The 16,140-nt window shown below is 62.2% G+C and carries 15 protein-coding genes and 1 tRNA gene; 9 read left to right on the top strand and 7 right to left on the bottom strand.

What is annotated here, in order from left to right:
- The first annotated feature begins 56 nt into the window (after positions 1-56).
- The 4 genes from AB8717_RS12300 (at position 57) to AB8717_RS12315 (ending at position 4,737) form a co-directional block, all read left to right on the top strand.
- The gene (locus AB8717_RS12300) at positions 57-3,275 is read left to right on the top strand and encodes an autotransporter domain-containing protein (protein ID WP_443747622.1); all 3,219 of its coding nucleotides are present in this window, start codon (positions 57-59) and stop codon (positions 3,273-3,275) included.
- Positions 3,276-3,444: 169 nt separating this feature from the next.
- Positions 3,445-4,200 (top strand): endonuclease/exonuclease/phosphatase family protein, encoded by a 756-nt coding sequence (locus tag AB8717_RS12305; RefSeq protein ID WP_443747623.1) that lies wholly within the window; start codon positions 3,445-3,447, stop codon positions 4,198-4,200.
- Complete coding sequence (locus AB8717_RS12310; RefSeq protein WP_443747624.1) at positions 4,154-4,345, top strand: hypothetical protein; 192 nt, start codon at positions 4,154-4,156, stop codon at positions 4,343-4,345. Before AB8717_RS12305 ends, AB8717_RS12310 begins: the two co-directional genes overlap by 47 nt.
- Positions 4,342-4,737 carry a DUF1801 domain-containing protein gene (locus AB8717_RS12315; protein WP_443747625.1) on the top strand — a complete coding sequence of 132 codons (396 nt, stop codon included), beginning with the start codon at positions 4,342-4,344 and terminating at the stop codon, positions 4,735-4,737. The genes AB8717_RS12310 and AB8717_RS12315 overlap by 4 nt, the downstream gene beginning before the upstream one ends.
- Before the next feature lie 82 nt (positions 4,738-4,819).
- On the opposite strand, the gene AB8717_RS12320 is transcribed toward AB8717_RS12315, so the two are convergent.
- The 4 genes from AB8717_RS12320 to clpX form a co-directional block, all read right to left on the bottom strand.
- Positions 4,820-4,895: transfer RNA gene (locus tag AB8717_RS12320), tRNA-Val, on the bottom strand.
- Positions 4,896-5,004: 109 nt separating this feature from the next.
- Positions 5,005-5,277, bottom strand: coding sequence for an HU family DNA-binding protein (locus AB8717_RS12325; RefSeq protein ID WP_443747626.1), 273 nt, complete (start codon positions 5,275-5,277; stop codon positions 5,005-5,007).
- Between the two features lie 378 nt (positions 5,278-5,655).
- Complete coding sequence (gene lon, locus AB8717_RS12330; protein ID WP_443747627.1) at positions 5,656-8,061, bottom strand: endopeptidase La; 2,406 nt, start codon at positions 8,059-8,061, stop codon at positions 5,656-5,658.
- 291 nt (positions 8,062-8,352) lie between these two features.
- The gene (gene clpX, locus AB8717_RS12335; protein WP_443747628.1) at positions 8,353-9,612 is read right to left on the bottom strand and encodes an ATP-dependent Clp protease ATP-binding subunit ClpX; all 1,260 of its coding nucleotides are present in this window, start codon (positions 9,610-9,612) and stop codon (positions 8,353-8,355) included.
- 214 nt (positions 9,613-9,826) lie between these two features.
- On the opposite strand from clpX, the gene AB8717_RS12340 reads away from it, so the two are divergent.
- Positions 9,827-10,489: an HAD-IB family hydrolase gene (locus tag AB8717_RS12340; RefSeq protein WP_443747629.1), complete on the top strand. Its 663-nt coding sequence runs from the start codon at positions 9,827-9,829 to the stop codon at positions 10,487-10,489.
- A 480-nt stretch (positions 10,490-10,969) separates the two neighbouring features.
- Here AB8717_RS12340 and AB8717_RS12345 read toward each other — a convergent pair whose 3' ends face one another.
- Both AB8717_RS12345 and AB8717_RS12350 read right to left on the bottom strand, forming a co-directional pair.
- A complete protein-coding gene (locus tag AB8717_RS12345; RefSeq protein WP_443747630.1) occupies positions 10,970-11,419 on the bottom strand; it encodes a hypothetical protein in 450 nt (149 codons plus the stop codon).
- A gap of 84 nt (positions 11,420-11,503) precedes the next feature.
- Positions 11,504-12,133, bottom strand: coding sequence for an ATP-dependent Clp protease proteolytic subunit (locus tag AB8717_RS12350; protein WP_443747631.1), 630 nt, complete (start codon positions 12,131-12,133; stop codon positions 11,504-11,506).
- A gap of 222 nt (positions 12,134-12,355) precedes the next feature.
- Between AB8717_RS12350 and AB8717_RS12355 the strand changes: the two genes are divergently transcribed.
- Genes AB8717_RS12355 through AB8717_RS12370 form a run of 4 tightly spaced genes read left to right on the top strand, consistent with a single transcriptional unit; the run spans position 12,356 to position 14,170 of the window.
- Positions 12,356-12,706, top strand: a complete 351-nt coding sequence (locus tag AB8717_RS12355) for an ArsR/SmtB family transcription factor (RefSeq protein WP_443747632.1) — start codon at positions 12,356-12,358, stop codon at positions 12,704-12,706.
- Between the two features lie 11 nt (positions 12,707-12,717).
- The gene (locus AB8717_RS12360) at positions 12,718-13,197 is read left to right on the top strand and encodes an SRPBCC family protein (protein ID WP_443747633.1); all 480 of its coding nucleotides are present in this window, start codon (positions 12,718-12,720) and stop codon (positions 13,195-13,197) included.
- Positions 13,194-13,658 carry a GyrI-like domain-containing protein gene (locus AB8717_RS12365; RefSeq protein ID WP_443747634.1) on the top strand — a complete coding sequence of 155 codons (465 nt, stop codon included), beginning with the start codon at positions 13,194-13,196 and terminating at the stop codon, positions 13,656-13,658. Before AB8717_RS12360 ends, AB8717_RS12365 begins: the two co-directional genes overlap by 4 nt.
- An 11-nt stretch (positions 13,659-13,669) precedes the next feature.
- Positions 13,670-14,170 (top strand): SRPBCC domain-containing protein, encoded by a 501-nt coding sequence (locus AB8717_RS12370; protein WP_443747635.1) that lies wholly within the window; start codon positions 13,670-13,672, stop codon positions 14,168-14,170.
- Between the two features lie 462 nt (positions 14,171-14,632).
- Here AB8717_RS12370 and tig read toward each other — a convergent pair whose 3' ends face one another.
- Entirely contained in the window at positions 14,633-15,976 is a 1,344-nt protein-coding gene (tig, locus tag AB8717_RS12375) for a trigger factor (protein WP_443747636.1), read from the bottom strand.
- Between the last annotated feature and the right edge of the window lie 164 nt (positions 15,977-16,140).

Genomic DNA, 16,140 nt, shown 5'->3' on the forward strand with positions numbered 1-16,140 from the left:
CGATTTTCAAGCGTCGCGTACCGAAAATTCCGCAAGACACGGGGAAACCGAACAGCATGCGTAAACACCACCTCCTGACCGCCACCGCCGTCGGCCTGGCCCTGTCGGCCTTTGCCGGAACGGCATCCGCGGCCACGACCATCTCGACGGCGACGACGAGCGCGGTGTCCACGTCAACGACCGGCGACCTGAACGTCGATACCGGCGGTTCCATCACCCTGACCAGCGGCAACGCGATCACGGTCGATTCGGATAATACCGTGGTGGTCAACGGCAGCATCAACATGTCGGCGTCGTCCGACAATTCGACGGCCATCCTGATCAATGGCGGCCACACGTCAGGCCTGGCGACGGCGGGCAGCATCATCGTCACCGACAACTATACCGCCAGCGACACCGTCAACACCGACGCGGTGGCCGACGGACCGTTCGCCCAGGGCACCGGCCGCTACGGCATCCATTCCACGGGCGCGACGCCCTTCATCGGCAATGTCAGCCTCAATACGGGCACGACCATCCAGGTCGAGGGCAACCAGTCCTACGGCGTGGTCTTCGACAACAGCATTACCGGCAATTTCACCACCAAGGCCGCCATTACGCAGCAGGGCGACGATACGGTCGGCATCTGGCTGAAGAACGGCGTCACCGGCAACACCTATCTCAGCGGCTCTATCGCCGGGCACGGCAGCAATGCCCGCGCCGTGGTGCTGAACGGCGCCTATACCGGCCTCGTCAATATCGACGGCAGCTATTCGACGTCCGGCTACGCCACGACGTCGCCCACCGGCCTGACCGCCGACCAGGTCACGGCGATTCTGGCGACGCCGGCCGACATGTATCAGTCGGGCGCCACCGTGACCCTGGCCGGCACGTTTGCGCAGGGCGTGCGGTTCAGCACGTCGGTGACCGACAGCGACACGACCAATACCGATGAAGATGGCAACGGCATTGTCGATACCGACCAGCAGTCGTCCTCGATCGCGGCATACGGCACGGCGCCGGGCCTGCTGATCGGTTCGTCGACCACCGCGACGACGCTCAGCCCCCTCACCTACACCACGACCGGCATCCAGGCCCCGACCGTAAAGTACGGCCTGTTGCTCCAGGGTTCGATCACGGCTGCCGGGGTCTATTCGGGCTTCACGTCGAAGGCCCTCCAGGTCGGCGATCTCGGCCAGGCGGTGACCATTTCGAACGGCATGGGCATTACGGGCACGGTGTCGTCCTCGTCGTCGGCAGCCGACACGATCTCGGTATCGATCGGTAACCAGGCGACCGTTCCGGCGATCGACATCCTGGGCGGATCGATCACGGCAAGCACCGGGTCGGTCACCACGTCGACCACCACCAACAGCGTGACGACCTACGCGACGGTCGGCCAGGGCGCGAAGGCCACGGCGATCGACATCGGGGCCGGCGCCACGGTCAACGCCATCAACATCACCAAGTCGTCGGGCGGCGTCTACGCCAACGCCACCGGATCGACGACCAAGGCGGTCGCCATCGCCGACCATTCGGGCACGCTGAACACCATCGTCAACGACAACGTCATCAGCGCGGTGATCACGGCCAGCGACGACAACGGCGACGGTGTTGCCGACACGCTGGTGAACCGCCCTGTCGCCATCGACGTCAGCGCCAACACCAGCGGCGTCAGCATCACACAGAACGACCTGGCGCCGACCGACGACACGATCGCCGCTCCGCTGATCTACGGTGACATCCTGCTGGGATCCGGCAACGATTCGATCACCGTCAACGGCGGCTCGGTCACGGGCAATATCGACTTCGGCGCGGGCGCGAACAGCTTCACCATGACCGGCAGTTCGGCCTATATAGGCAAGATGACCGGTACGGGCACGGTGGCCCTCGATATCGGCACGGGCACCGCGGCGCTGTTGGCGGGCAGCAAGCTGAACCTGACGACGCTCCATGTCGGCAGCACCGGCACGCTGGGCATCGTGCTCGACACGACCAATCCGACCCAACCGGTCTTTACAGGCACCGGCCCCGCCACCTTCGACAATGGCGCAACCTTCAAGCTGGCGCTCAACGACATCGTCCTGACGCCGCAGACCTATACGGTCCTGACCGCATCGAGCATCAATCTCGGCAACATCTCCACCTCGCTGGAAGGCGAAGTGCCGTATCTTTATGCCGCGACGCTCAGCACCGGCAGCGGCAATACGGTGCTGTCGGCCAGCTTCCGGCTGAAGACCCAGGCCGAAGGCAAGTTCTCGAACAACGAATACGCCGCACTGCTTCCCGTGCTGACGGCCGCGCGCCAGGATGCCGGCGCCACCACCTCCCTGATGGCGGCGACCGACAAGCCGACCTTCGACGGCGTCTACAACCAGTACCTGCCCAACTATTCGGGTGAAAGCCTGCTGACCCTGTCGCGCGGCACCGAAGCCCTGACCCAGGAGCTGGGCGCGCTGACCCTGGTGCCGGACAACAATGGCGGCCAGTACTGGCTGCAGGAATACGGCTTCAAGACCACGCGCAAGTACGGTGAAACCGCCGGCTTCGATGCGACCGGCTTCGCCTTCTCCGGCGGCCGCGAAACGGCCATGGGCCCGCACAACATGCTGGGCGTCTATATCTCCTATACCACGGCGTCGCCGGCGGATTCCTTCGCCATAGCCCGCGAACAGCTGGTCAATTCCGACCTGACGATCGGCGGCTACTGGCGGATGAATACCGGCGCCTTCAAGGGCTGGGCCCACGCGGGCGCGGGTTACGCCCAGTTCGATTCGACGCGGGAACTGCTGACGGCATATGTCAGCCACGTCGCGACGGCCAAGTGGAACGGCTTCTCGTATAGCGCCGGTGCCGGCGCCTCCTACGACTACAAGGCCGGCGCCTTCGCCATGACGCCGCAGATCTCGGCCAGCCTCTACGGCCTGAAGGAACAGAAGTACGCCGAAGCCGGCGGCACCGACTATTTCGACCTGAACGTCGCCGACCGCGATTCCAATATCGCAACGGCTTCGGCGCTGCTGAACTTCAGCTACCGCCGCTGGTTCGTCATTCCGGAAGTGTGGGTCGGCTACAAGCAGAACGTCTCGGCCAAGATCGCCGACACGGTCGCCAACTTCGCCGGCGGCACGGCGTTTACGCTCAACGGCGGCGACGTGACGGGCGGCGGCCCGACCGCCGGCTTCCGCATTTCCAGCGACAACCAGTACAGCTACTTCGCACTGGAAGGCGACTATGCCAAGCTGAACGGCTATACCGACTATTCGGTCAGCCTGCGTACGCGGTTCCAGTTCTAGAGCGCAATCCAAAAAGTGTGACGCACTTTTTGGGCATATTGCGCGACAAACAAAAATTTGGAGCATGGATTTGAGCAAAGCTAAAATCATCATGCTCCAAGGCATGAAAAGCGTATAAGCTCTTGAACCGCCAGCCTTAACCGGCTGGCGGTTTTGTTTTGAGGGGAAGATGGCCTTTTTCCGTGTCCTGGCCGCCACCGGCCTGGTGATATCCCTCGCCGCAGGGCTTGCCAGCTGCTTCAGCGGCTGGCCGGGCGACATGATCACACCGTTCCGCGTCCAGTTGCTGGTTGCCGGCGTCGCCGGGCTCGGGGTGGCCGCCGTCGTGCGGCAGCGGTGGATCCTGATGCTGGCCGCGGCGGCACTGGCCGTCAATGCCCTCCCGATGGCCGTGCGCGGACTCGATCGCCCTGTCCTGCCCGCCACGGCGTCCCACAGCCATGCCGTCAGCCTCGTCTTCTCCAAAGTGCTGTGCGACAACCGCGATTTCGACCGGGTGACGGCAATGGCCGCGGCCCAGGACGCCGACATCTTCGCCGCCGCCGAGACGACGCCGGAATGGACGCGCCATCTCGAGGTGTTGAAGGCCCGCTATCCCTACAGCTTTACCCCCAGCATGGGCATCTTCGGCGTGTCGCTTTATGCCAAGCGTCCCTTCACGCCGGCGCTATATCGCCTGGGCCGGCATCGCATGCCGCTGATCCGGGCCGATTTCGGCGACATGGTGGTCTATGTGGCGCACCCGATGCCGCCGGCTAATGCGCGGCTGACCTTTGACAATGAAGACTATATCCGCGACCTGGCGGGCCTTGTCGGCCACGAGACGCGGCCGGTGATCGTGGCGGGCGATCTCATGGTCGCACAGCCTGGCGCCGCTGATGAAACAGAAGATGCAGTGGCCGCAAGGCTCAGGCATGGCCTATAGCTGGCCTGTGGCGAAGCCCTGGCTGCGCATCCAGATCGACCACATACTGACAAAAGGCGCCATGGCGGGTCGCTCCAGGACGCTTGGGGATGTCGGTTCCGACCACTATCCTGTGCGTGCCGATCTTATGCTGGTGAAACCATGAACGACCTGATGCTGTTTCCAGGCGCTATGGCGTACGATCCGTCGATCGATGCCTGGTTCACGGGCGCTCCGCTGCGGCTGATGATGCAGCCGTGGTACGAGCGGATACGGGCCTGCGGTAGAGATGTCCGCGAATTGATGCACGACGTCTGCCCCACGGCCTGCGTCGGTGAAGCCGCGTTCGCCTACGTCAACGCCTTCAGCAAACATGCCAGCATCGGCTTTTACCAGGGCGCGTCGCTTCCCGATCCGTCGGGCCTTCTTGAGGGTACGGGCAAGCGGATGCGCCATATCAAGCTGCACTGGGGGCAGCCCGTCGACGAGGCTGCTGTCACGGCCCTGATCTTCGCCGCCTATAACGATATGCAGGCGCGCTTGCGATCCACGCCATAATCCATCGATTGTCACGAAATATAAACGCCGGCTGACGCCTCACGCCCCGTAGCGTATCCGGGTCCAGGGGCCGTGCCCCTGGTGGTGGGCGATGACGGGATCGAACCGCCGACCTACTCGGTGTAAACGAGCCGCTCTGCCAGCTGAGCTAATCGCCCCTGATCCAGGGTGTTCAAGGAGGCCGAGGCTTTGCCCATCCGGCCCGTAAAAGTCAAGAGGCGTTTCCGGCCGGACCGGAAACGCCCCTTGATCAGTATCAGGCAAACCTTAGTTCAGGGCGCCCTTGAGGCCTTCGCCGACGCGGAAACGCGCCGTGACGCTGGCCGGACGCTGCACCGTTTCGCCGGTGCGCGGATTGCGGGCGGTGCCGGCTTCGCGCTTCACAGCCAGGAAGGTGCCGAAGCCAACGAGACGGACGTCGTCACCCTTTTTCAGGGCAGCCACGACGCTGTCGGTGAAAGCGTCGAGCGCCTTCTTGGCTTGATCCTTGGTCAGTCCGGCCGAGTCCGCCATGGCGGCGACGAGTTCAGCTTTGGTCATATCTGTCTCTCTCCCTTACCCGGTACCCGGGCGGTTGCTAAGCGACCTGTTTTCTGGACTCCGCCTGGCCCGGTTCCGGGCCCGCCGAGTCGCCGACAGGTGAAGCCGATAGAGACAACAAAAATTAATTCAGGTCAAAACAGAAATGGCAATTGCTGCACCGCAAACCGTGTTTTTTTAAGGGTTTGCGGGGTTTTTACCCTGTTTTTGCAACTTTATAACACTTGCGGGAGCCGAATTGACACCTCCGTCGCCTTTCAGGCGCAAACCGTTGCCGCGCAAGGAAGTGATTCGATTCGGCTTGATCCGGGTGCGGAAGACACGAAAAAGCCCGCCGCCGGGACCGGCAGCGGGCTGATTTATCGGTGCACAGACCGTTTAGTGAGCGGTCGCGCCGTCGCCTTCGTCGACATCGACCGCCGGGCTGACGGCAGCGCCCGCGGTGATGATCGGCTCGATCCATTCGATCGGCGTCAGCGGCTTGACCAGGGCGTGACGAAGGACTTCGTCGGCCTGGCTGACGGGGATGATCTCAAGGCCCGACTTCACGTTGGCCGGGATATCGACCAGGTCCTTTTCGTTCTCCTTGGGGATCAGCACGGTCTTGATGCCGGAGCGCAGGGCCGCCAGCAGCTTCTCCTTGAGCCCGCCGATCGGCAGGACACGGCCGCGCAGGGTGATTTCGCCGGTCATGGCGATATCCTTGCGCACCGGAATGCCGGTCAGGACCGACACCATGGCGGTGACCATGGCGACGCCGGCCGACGGACCGTCCTTGGGCGTGGCGCCTTCGGGGACGTGGACGTGGACGTCGGTCTTGTCGAAGACCGGCGGCAGGATGCCGAACTTGGGCGCCAGGGCCTTGACGTAGGAATTGGCGGCGGACACCGACTCCTTCATCACTTCCTTGAGGTTGCCGGTGACCTTCATTCCGCCCTTGCCGGGCATCTTGATGGCTTCGATCGTCAGGATGTCGCCGCCGAATTCGGTCCACGCCAGGCCGGTGACGATACCGACCTGGTCGGTTTCGTCGGTGGCGCCGTAGTGGTACTTCTTGACGCCGGCGTACTTGGCCAGGCGCGCCTCGTCGATCTCGATCGACTTGACGTTCTCGCGCACCAGGTCGCGGATCGTCTTGCGCGCCAGGTTGCCCAGTTCGCGTTCCAGCGACCGCACGCCCGCCTCACGGGTATAGTAGCGGATGATGTCGCGGATGGCCGCTTCCGGCACCACGAATTCGTCCGCCGTCAGGCCGTGTTCCTTCATCAGGTTCGGCAGGACGTGGCGCTTGGCGATCTCGACCTTTTCGTCCTCGGTGTAGCCGGGGATGCGGATGATCTCCATGCGGTCGAGCAGAGGCTGCGGCATGTTGAGCGAATTGGCCGTCGTGACGAACATGATCTTCGACAGGTCGTAGTCGACCTCAAGGTAATGGTCGCCGAAGGTCGAGTTCTGCGCCGGGTCGAGCACTTCGAGCAGGGCAGACGCGGGATCGCCGCGCCAGTCCGAGCCCATCTTGTCGATTTCGTCGAGCAGGAAGAAGGCGTTGGTCGACTTCACCTTCTTCATCGACTGGATGATCTTGCCGGGCATGGAGCCGATATAGGTGCGGCGGTGGCCGCGGATTTCCGATTCGTCGCGCACGCCGCCCAGGCTGATGCGGATGAATTCACGGCCTGTCGCCTTGGCGATCGACTTGCCGAGGCTGGTCTTGCCGACGCCCGGAGGACCGACCAGGCACAGGATCGGGCCTTTCAGGCTGCCGGTGCGCGCCTGCACGGCCAGGTGCTCGAGGATGCGCTCCTTGACCTTGTCGAGGCCGTAGTGGTCGGCTTCGAGGATGTTTTCGGCCTTGTTGAGATCGATCGGCTTGGGCTTGACGGCGCCCCAGGGGATCGACAGCAGCCAGTCGAGATAGTTGCGCACGACGGTGCTTTCGGCCGACATGGGCGACATGTGGCGCAGCTTGTTGAGCTCGGCCATCGCCTTGGTGCGGGCCTCCTTCGACAGCTTGGTGCCCTTGATCTTCTTTTCGAGCTCGGCCAGTTCGTCCTTGCCGTCGTCGTGCTCACCCAGCTCGCGCTGGATCGCCTTCATCTGCTCGTTGAGGTAATATTCGCGCTGGGTCTTTTCCATCTGGCGCTTGACGCGCGAGCGGATCTTCTTTTCGACCTGGAGGACGGAAATCTCACCCTCCATCAGGGCGTAGATCTTCTCCAGCCGCTTGGTGACCGACAGCTGTTCCAGCAGGGCCTGCTTGTCGGAAATCTTGACGACCAGGTGCGCGGCGATCGAGTCGGCCAGCACGTCGGGATCGGAGATTTCCGCGATGGCGTTGAGGCTTTCCGGCGGAATCTTCTTGTTGAGCTTGATGTAGTTTTCGAACTGCTCGGAGACGGCGCGGACCAGCGCTTCGGTGTCCGGGCCTTCGGCCTGGCCGGCGTCGAGCACATAGGCTTCGGCTTCGTAATAGCGTTCGGTCGCCACAAAGCGCTTGATGCGCGCGCGCGACTTGCCTTCGACCAGGACCTTGACGGTGCCGTCGGGCAGTTTCAGCAGTTGCAGGACGTTGGCCAGGACGCCGATCTCATAGATGGCGTCGGCGGCGGGATCGTCGTCGGACGAATTCTTCTGGGTGGCCAGCAGAATCTGTTTGTCGCCCTTCATCACCTCGTCGAGCGCCTGTACCGACTTTTCACGGCCGACAAACAGCGGCACGACCATGTGCGGAAAGACCACAATGTCGCGCAAGGGCAGGACGGGGATGGTAACGAGGTCTAACATGGATACTCCTATGCGGTTTCCCGCGTCACGGACTCTGCCTTCGCCCTCTGTTCAGTAAAGTGTGAGCCGGAGGTCTGAAGCGAGTCTTAATACGAATAGCACGCGGCGACGGGTCAATGACATCACGAATCCATCGCCTTGCCTTCACTTCGAAATGTGGGGAAATTTCATCGTACTTCAAGATGGAGCGGTAAACCCTGGCCATGTGACTGGGGACAACCGTGTTCGGAAATACAAAACGCGGCCCGGAAAGACCGGACCGCGCTTGATTTTTCGCTTCAATGAAAAGGCTTAAGCCGCGCCACCTGAACGCTTTTCCGAGTAGATCATCAGCGGCGTACCGCGCTCTTCGACGACTTCGCCATTGATCACCACTTCCTCGACACCCTGCATGTTGGGCAGTTCGTACATGGTGTCGAGCAGGATGGCTTCCAGGATCGAGCGCAGGCCGCGCGCGCCGGTCTTGCGGACGATGGCCTTGCGGGCGACCGCCAGCAGGGCTTCGTCGGTGAAGGTCAGCGATACGTTTTCCATCTCGAACAGGCGCTGATACTGCTTGATCAGGGCGTTCTTCGGCTCGGTCAGGATCTTGACCAGGGTCAGTTCATCGAGGTCTTCCAGCGTCGCCAGGACCGGCAGACGGCCGATGAATTCCGGGATCAGGCCGAACTTCATCAGGTCGTCGGGCTCGACTTCGCGCAGGACTTCGCCGGTGCGGCGGTCTTCCGGGTCCTTGACCACGGCGCCGAAGCCGATCGAGGTGCCCTTGCCGCGGCCCGAAATGATCTTTTCGAGGCCGGCGAAGGCGCCGCCGCAGATGAACAGGATGTTCGTCGTATCGACTTGCAGGAATTCCTGCTGCGGGTGCTTGCGGCCGCCCTGGGGCGGAACGCTGGCGACCGTGCCTTCCATGATCTTGAGCAGGGCCTGCTGCACGCCCTCGCCCGACACGTCGCGGGTGATCGAGGGGTTGTCGGACTTGCGCGAGATCTTGTCGACTTCGTCGATATAGACGATGCCGCGCTGGGCGCGTTCGACATTATAGTCGGCGGCCTGGAGCAGCTTGAGAATGATGTTTTCGACGTCTTCACCGACGTAACCGGCTTCGGTCAGGGTCGTGGCGTCGGCCATGGTGAAGGGCACGTCGATGATGCGGGCCAGGGTCTGGGCCAGCAGGGTCTTACCCGAACCGGTCGGACCGATCAGCAGGATGTTCGACTTGGCCAGTTCGACGTCATTGCCTTTTTGCGCATGGTTCAGGCGCTTGTAGTGGTTGTGCACGGCCACCGACAGGACCTTCTTGGCCTGGGACTGACCGATCACGTAGTCGTCGAGGACCTCACGGATTTCCTTCGGGGTCGGCACGCCGTCCTTCGACTTGACGAAGGCGATCTTGTGCTCCTCGCGGATGATGTCCATGCAAAGCTCGACACATTCATCGCAGATGAAAACGGTCGGCCCGGCGATGAGTTTGCGCACTTCGTGCTGGCTCTTTCCGCAGAAGGAGCAGTAGAGGGTGCTTTTGCTGTCGCCTGTCGCGGCTTTGGTCATTTCTGTCTTTCACCTTCACGTGCGGGCCAGGGAACGCGTTTTCGATCGCGACCCTATCCGCTCACCAATCGGCAGGATAGCCCGGCAAGCCTTAACAAAGCCTGATTCCGGCGCCGATTACGATTTACAATGCGCCCACCAGCGCGCATTTATGCACAGTTTCGGGGCCGTCTCAACCCGCCCCAGTCGCTTAATATGGGATAAAAAACGCGGAATGAAAGTCACAAATCCGCTTCGCCACGGCCGGTCACCGAAAACGACGCCGGCGGCCGAGCCAGAGGCCCCACGCAAGGTCGTGGCCTTCGATTTCGACGGTACGCTGACCGATCGCGACAGCTTTCTCGCCTTCCTCGATTTCGCCAAGGGCAGGGCCGGAATGGCGCGGGCCTTCCTGACACAACCGTCACTGCTGGCGCATTATCTTGCGACCAAGGATCGAGGAGCTTTAAAATCGCGCCTTTTATACAAGCTCTTGGGACCGATTTCTCAGGAAGATCTTGAAATCCTGATCAAGGCCTTTTCGACGACGACCGCCATGGACCTGTTTCGCATGGACGCGCTCGACGCCTGGGATCGACATAATCTGCCCGACCGCACGCGCGTCATCGTCACTGCTTCGCCGCAGCTCCTGGTGGCGCCGTTCGGCCGCATGATTGGCGCCGACCGCGTGATCGGCACCAAGCTGGGCTTCGACGCGCAAGGACGGTTGACACCGGAGCTAGATGGCAAGAACTGCCGGGGCGAGGAAAAGATGTGCCGCCTGCGCGAAATCTTCGGCGACGCGCTCGATCTCGAAGCCGCCTACGGCGACACCGCCGGCGACCGCGAGATGCTGGCGGCGGCCAGGCATGGCCACTATCGCGTCTTCAAAGGCTGAAAAGGGTTTTGCCACGGATGACACGGATACGCGCTTCGCGGCGACACGGGTAAGGCGCGAGCGCCTGTCTTTCGCGGTGTCGTCGCGGTAGCGGCGCCTCACCATAGCCCGTCACAATCACGGACAAAAATCTGTGGATCCCTTCCATTCCCTTTGCACTGCGTCATCGGGCACCGGCATCTTCCGTTGCACACCGGACAACGAACCAGCGTTGCAGTGCCTTAAGAGGAAGAATTAAGTGATCCACAGATTACACAGATTTCACAGATTATTTTCGAGCATGCTTTAGTGCCTTGTGAAGCACCGCTACCGCGGCGCGCCCCAGCACTGGCGCTTACGTGACCGGTGGGCGCGCTTCGCGCAGTGCCTGCCTCCGACGGCGTCCGTCAACTCAGGCCATCCGTATCGCCGCGAAGCGGCATATCCGTACCATTCGTGGCAAAAATCCTTTGAAGGCGGGGCCCGCAGACCGAAGACGCTCTACAAATCGCTCAAGCCGAAACGGCCGTCGCGCCGCCCAGTCCACGATTTGATATCTATGATATCCGGCGAATATGGGTCCGTCAGATAGTCGGCAAGCGCGTCGGGCTCAGTCAGGTCCATCCACCGGCCATGGCCGGGGTGTTCGCCGCCAACGTCATAGACCACTACCCATTCGTCGGCGAATATCTTGCAAAGCCCGGCAACAATCTCGGCGTATCCCTGGGTATCCGCCGCCTCATGGCAATGGGACGGCCCGAACGCGAGGCTGGGGCTGGGATACTCATCCACCCAGACCCCAAGCCGCAGGGCTTTGTCACCTGTCAGCGGCAAGAGGTCCAGGATGGTATAATCCGCCTCGCCCCCTTGCGACAGGCCGGGGAAAGCCTCCGCCACAGCCGCGGACAGCGCAGCAAAAATCTCGTTCCGGTCTCTGATGCCCTGCTCCATGCACCACCCTATCACACCCGCACACAAACAAAAACGCGGCCCGGAGAACCGGGCCGCGTTCATGTCTTGCTTTGGGAAAAGCGCTTACGCCGCGACTTCGGCGTCGGCGCGCTTTTCATAAACGTGGTCGATCAGGCCGAAATCCTTGGCTTCGTCCGCCGTCATGTAACGGTCGCGGTCAAGCGTCTTTTCGATGACTTCGTAAGGCTGGCCGGTGTGCTTGACATAGATCTCGTTGAGCAGGCGCTTGGTCTTGCGCATGTCCTCGACCTGGATTTCCATGTCGGACGCCATGCCGCGCGCGCCGCCGGACGGCTGGTGCACCATGATCTTGGAGTTCGGCAGCGAAATGCGCTGGCCCTTTTCACCGGCCTGCAGGATCAGCGAGCCGGCCGAAGCCGCCATGCCCATGCACACGGTCGAAACCGGCGAACGGATGTATTGCATGGTGTCGTAGATCGCCAGCGCCGAGGTCACCTGACCGCCGGGGCTGTTGATGTACATCGCGATTTCCTTCTTCGGGTTTTCCGATTCCAGGAACAGCAGCTGGGCGCAGATCGACGTCGCCATGCTGTCCTCGAACGGACCGGTCAGGAAGATGATGCGCTCCTTGAGCATACGCGAATAGATGTCGTATGCCCGCTCACCGCGGCTGGTCTGCTCGATGACCGTGGGGATGAGGTAGCTGGTCAGGGTGTCAACGGGGTCGCGCATTCACGAATCCTCTTTGTGTGTCGAACGTCGGGCGTCAGCTGCATCTAAGGCAAAAAAAGCTTAACCTTAAGTGAGTGGATGCGCCCCTCGTCCGCAACTTGGCAATTTGCGCACATCTTTTCAAGGCCCCCGGATATTTCACCGGTTGCGCGTGTCCGTGGCGTCGCGCTTGACATCGCCGATTTCATAACTTATGAGTTATATAACTTTAAGGTTATGCAAATGAACGCCACCGAAATCGACCACACCCTGATCGCCCTGGCCGACCCGACGCGCCGCGCCATCCTGTCGCGCCTGGCGCGTGGCGACGCCTCGGTCATGGAACTGGCCGCCCCGTTCGAGATCAGCCAGCCGGCGATCTCCAAGCACCTGAACGTGCTGGAAAAGGCCGGCCTGATCAGCCGGGGCCGCGACGGCACGCGCCGCCCCTGCCGGCTGGAGCCGGAACCGCTGAAACAGGCGGTCGGCTGGCTGGAAACCTATCGCCAGACGCTGGAGACCAATTTCCGGCGCCTCGACGCCCTGTTGGCCGAATTGCAGGCGCCGCCGGGCGACGACGACAACATCAATTGAGGAGGACCGCCATGAACGCCGAATTGAAGGCCAGCACGCCTTCGGACACCGAGATCCGCCTGGAGCGTTTCTTCAACGCCCCGCGCCCCCTGGTCTATGACGCCTTTACCCAGCCGCATCTGCTGAAGCGGTGGTTCGGGCCGCAAGGCTGGACGCTGACGACCTGCGAGATCGACCTGCGCGTCGGTGGGGCCTGGCGTTTTATCCTGACTGGCCCGGACGGCGCCACCATGGGCATGTCGGGTACGTGGCAGGCGCTGAACCCACCGTTCGGCTCGACGCATATCGAGCGCTTCGACGACTATCCCGGCGAGTCGGTCGTCACCTCGGTCCTGACCGATGTCGATGGCGGCACGCTGATGACAGCGACCATTCAATACCCGTCGCAGATGGTCCGCGACATCGTGCTGCAATCCGGCATGACCAAAGGCGCCGGCGAAAGCTACGACCGCCTGCAACAGACACTTTCCACCGAGGACACCCGAGCATGATCTCCCCCATCGAAATCGTCACCCTGCCCGCACAGCCGACCGCCACCGTCGCCTTGCAGATCCCGGCGTCGGACATCCGCACCGCCATGGGCGCGGGCCTCAATGAACTGCACGCGGCGCTGAAGGCGCAGCGCATCGCGCAGACCGGACCGTGGTTCACCCACCACCTGCGCGCACCCGGCGCGACATTCGACTTCGAAATTCACTTGCCAATCGCAAGCTCAGTCGCCGAAGCCGGCCGCGTTCGCCCTGGCCAGCGCCCCGGACTCAAGGTCGCGCGCGCCGTCTACAGCGGCGGGTACGAGACCCTGGGCAACGCCTGGGGGCAGTTTCTGGAGGCGCTTTCCGCACAAGGGATCAAGACGACTGAAGACCTTTGGGAAGTCTACGCCGTCGGCCCTGAATCCGGGCCGGACGCATCGGCCTACCGGACCGAGCTGATCAAGCCGATTGCAGAGTGAAAGGAAATCCCATGCTGAGCGAAACCCGCCGCGTAGGCGCACTTGAACTCACCACGCCGTCGCCGACCGAAATCCGCTTTGTCCGCGCCTTCAAGGCCCCTGTCCAGCTGGTGTTCGACGCCTACACGATCCCGGCCATGATCCGGCGCTGGTTGCTGGGTCCCGAAGGCTGGACCATGCCGGTATGCGAGGTCGACCTGCGCCCCGGCGGCCGCTTCCGCTACGTGTGGAAGCAGGCCGCCAGCGGCATGGAGATGGCCATGGGCGGCACCTATGCCGATATCGACGCGCCACGCCTGATCACGCATACCGAGCGGTTCGACGAGGACTGGACGGGCGGGGAAACCGAGGTCCGCCAGGACTTCAGCGAAACGGACGGCGTCACCACCGTCACCCAGGTCGTGCGCTACGCCTCCGAAGCCGCCCGTGACGGCGCCCTGAGGACGCCGATGGCCGAAGGCATGGAGGCGGGCTTCGCACGGCTGGAAGCATTACTTGCAAATCAGAAGTGATGAAATTTGCAAGCAACCCGCACATTCAATTGCCAAACACAACCAGGCCCTCAGCTCCGCTGCACGAAGACCTGTCGCCAGGGCAATGAAGGCATCTCGGCCTTCCCTGTTTACGGAGAGGGCAATGGGCGCCGATGTGCTGACGCGCAATAACTCCACCCGTCACGCGGCGACTGGCAGCTCAGATTGTCGGGAAATAAGGGAAGATGACGCCGACTGCCGGGATTAGCCGGCGTCATCTTCTTGACCTGGCCGAGGCCAGATCGACTCGGGGCCTCGCGAGGTTCGCGAAGCACGCGCCCTCAATGCCACGGATGCGCGGACGTGAAAATAGTTAGATGTCTAAATAATAGCGTTATGGCATCACAATAAATTGTAATCGATACCGCACACATAAACGACGGAAAAAGAAAAAGGGCCCCGGAACACCGGAGCCCTTTAATTCTTTAGGAAAACCGAAGCTTAGGCCTCGTCTTCTTCCTTCAGCAGCTCGTCCTTGCTGACGGCCTGGTCGGTAACCTTGGCCTGGGTGAAGATCAGGTCGCAGACCTTTTCTTCGTAGATCGGCGCGCGGATCTGCGCGGCGGCCGCCGGGTTGTTGCGATAGAAGTCGAACACCTGGCGCTCCTGGCCCGGATAGTTGCGGGCTTCCTGCAGGATGGCCTGGGTCACTTCCTGGTCGGTGACCTGGACGTTCTGGCGGGTGCCGATTTCGGCGAGCACCAGACCCAGGCGCACGCGGCGCTCGGCGATCTTCATGTACTCGTCCTTCAGCTCCTGCTCGGACTTGTTCTTGTCTTCGTCGGCCAGCTGGCCGGCGGCGCGGTCCTGTTCGACCTGCTGCCAGATGCCCTGGAATTCTGCGTCGAGCATGCGTTTGGGCAGTTCGAAATCGTGCTTCTCATCCAGGATGTCGAGCAGCTGACGCTTCATCTTGAAGCGCGAGGCCTGGCCGTACTGCTGGGCGACCTGGCTCTTGATGATGCCCTTCAGGGCTTCCAGGCTTTCCAGGCCGAGGCTCTTAGCCAGCTCGTCGTCGGCTTCGCCTTCCTTGGGCGACAGGACGTCCTGGACGGTCGTCTCGAAGGTCGCGGCCTTGCCGGCCAGTTCCTTGGCGCCGTAGTCTTCCGGGAAGGTGACTTCAAGCGTCTTGACGTCGCCCTTCTTGGCGCCGATCAGCTGCTCTTCGAAGCCCGGGATGAACATGCCCGAACCGATGACCAGTTCGGCGCCTTCCGCGGTACCGCCAGCAAAGGCTTCGTCGCCGATCTTGCCGACGAAGTCGATGATCAGCTTGTCGCCGTCGGCGGCCTTGGGCGACTTGCCCTTCTTGGCTTCGTATTGCTTGTTGCCGGCGACGATCTGCTTCAGCTGCTCGTCGATGTCTTCTTCCGACGGCTCGTAGACCGGGCGGGTCAGCTCGACGCTGCCCGGCTCGATCGGCGTGAACACCGGCATCATTTCGACGGCGATCTGGTAGGCCAGGTCGGCATCACCCGTCATGACCTTTTCGAAGTCGCCGACCGGCGTCAGTTCCGGCTGGCTGGCCGGACGGATCGAGGCCTGTTCCATGGCCTTCTGCGTCGTGTCGTTGAGGGTTTCCTGAATGATCTCGCCCATCAGGTCCTTGCCGTACATCTTGCGGACGTGGGCCTGCGGCACCTTGCCCGGACGGAAGCCCTTGATGTTCATCTTGGGGGCGATTTCCGCGATCTTGGCATCCAGCTTTTGCGTCAACTGGTCGCGCGTCACGGTCACTTCCAGGACGCGGCTGAGGCCTTCATTCACTTTTTCAACGACTTGCATCGGATAGTTATCCTTGTCGATGCGATGTCCGGTCCCTGACCGGGCGCGCATCGGCGGCTATGAAACGAAAGTAAGCGCGTCCCGCTTAAGGGCAGGCGCGCCAAAGAGGCGCCCCTTATGGCACGATTGCGCGGCAGGTCAACGGCAAACGCGCCTTTGCCGGT

Source organism: Asticcacaulis solisilvae, assembly GCF_052327315.1.
Classification (GTDB): Bacteria; Pseudomonadota; Alphaproteobacteria; order Caulobacterales; family Caulobacteraceae; genus Asticcacaulis; species Asticcacaulis solisilvae_B.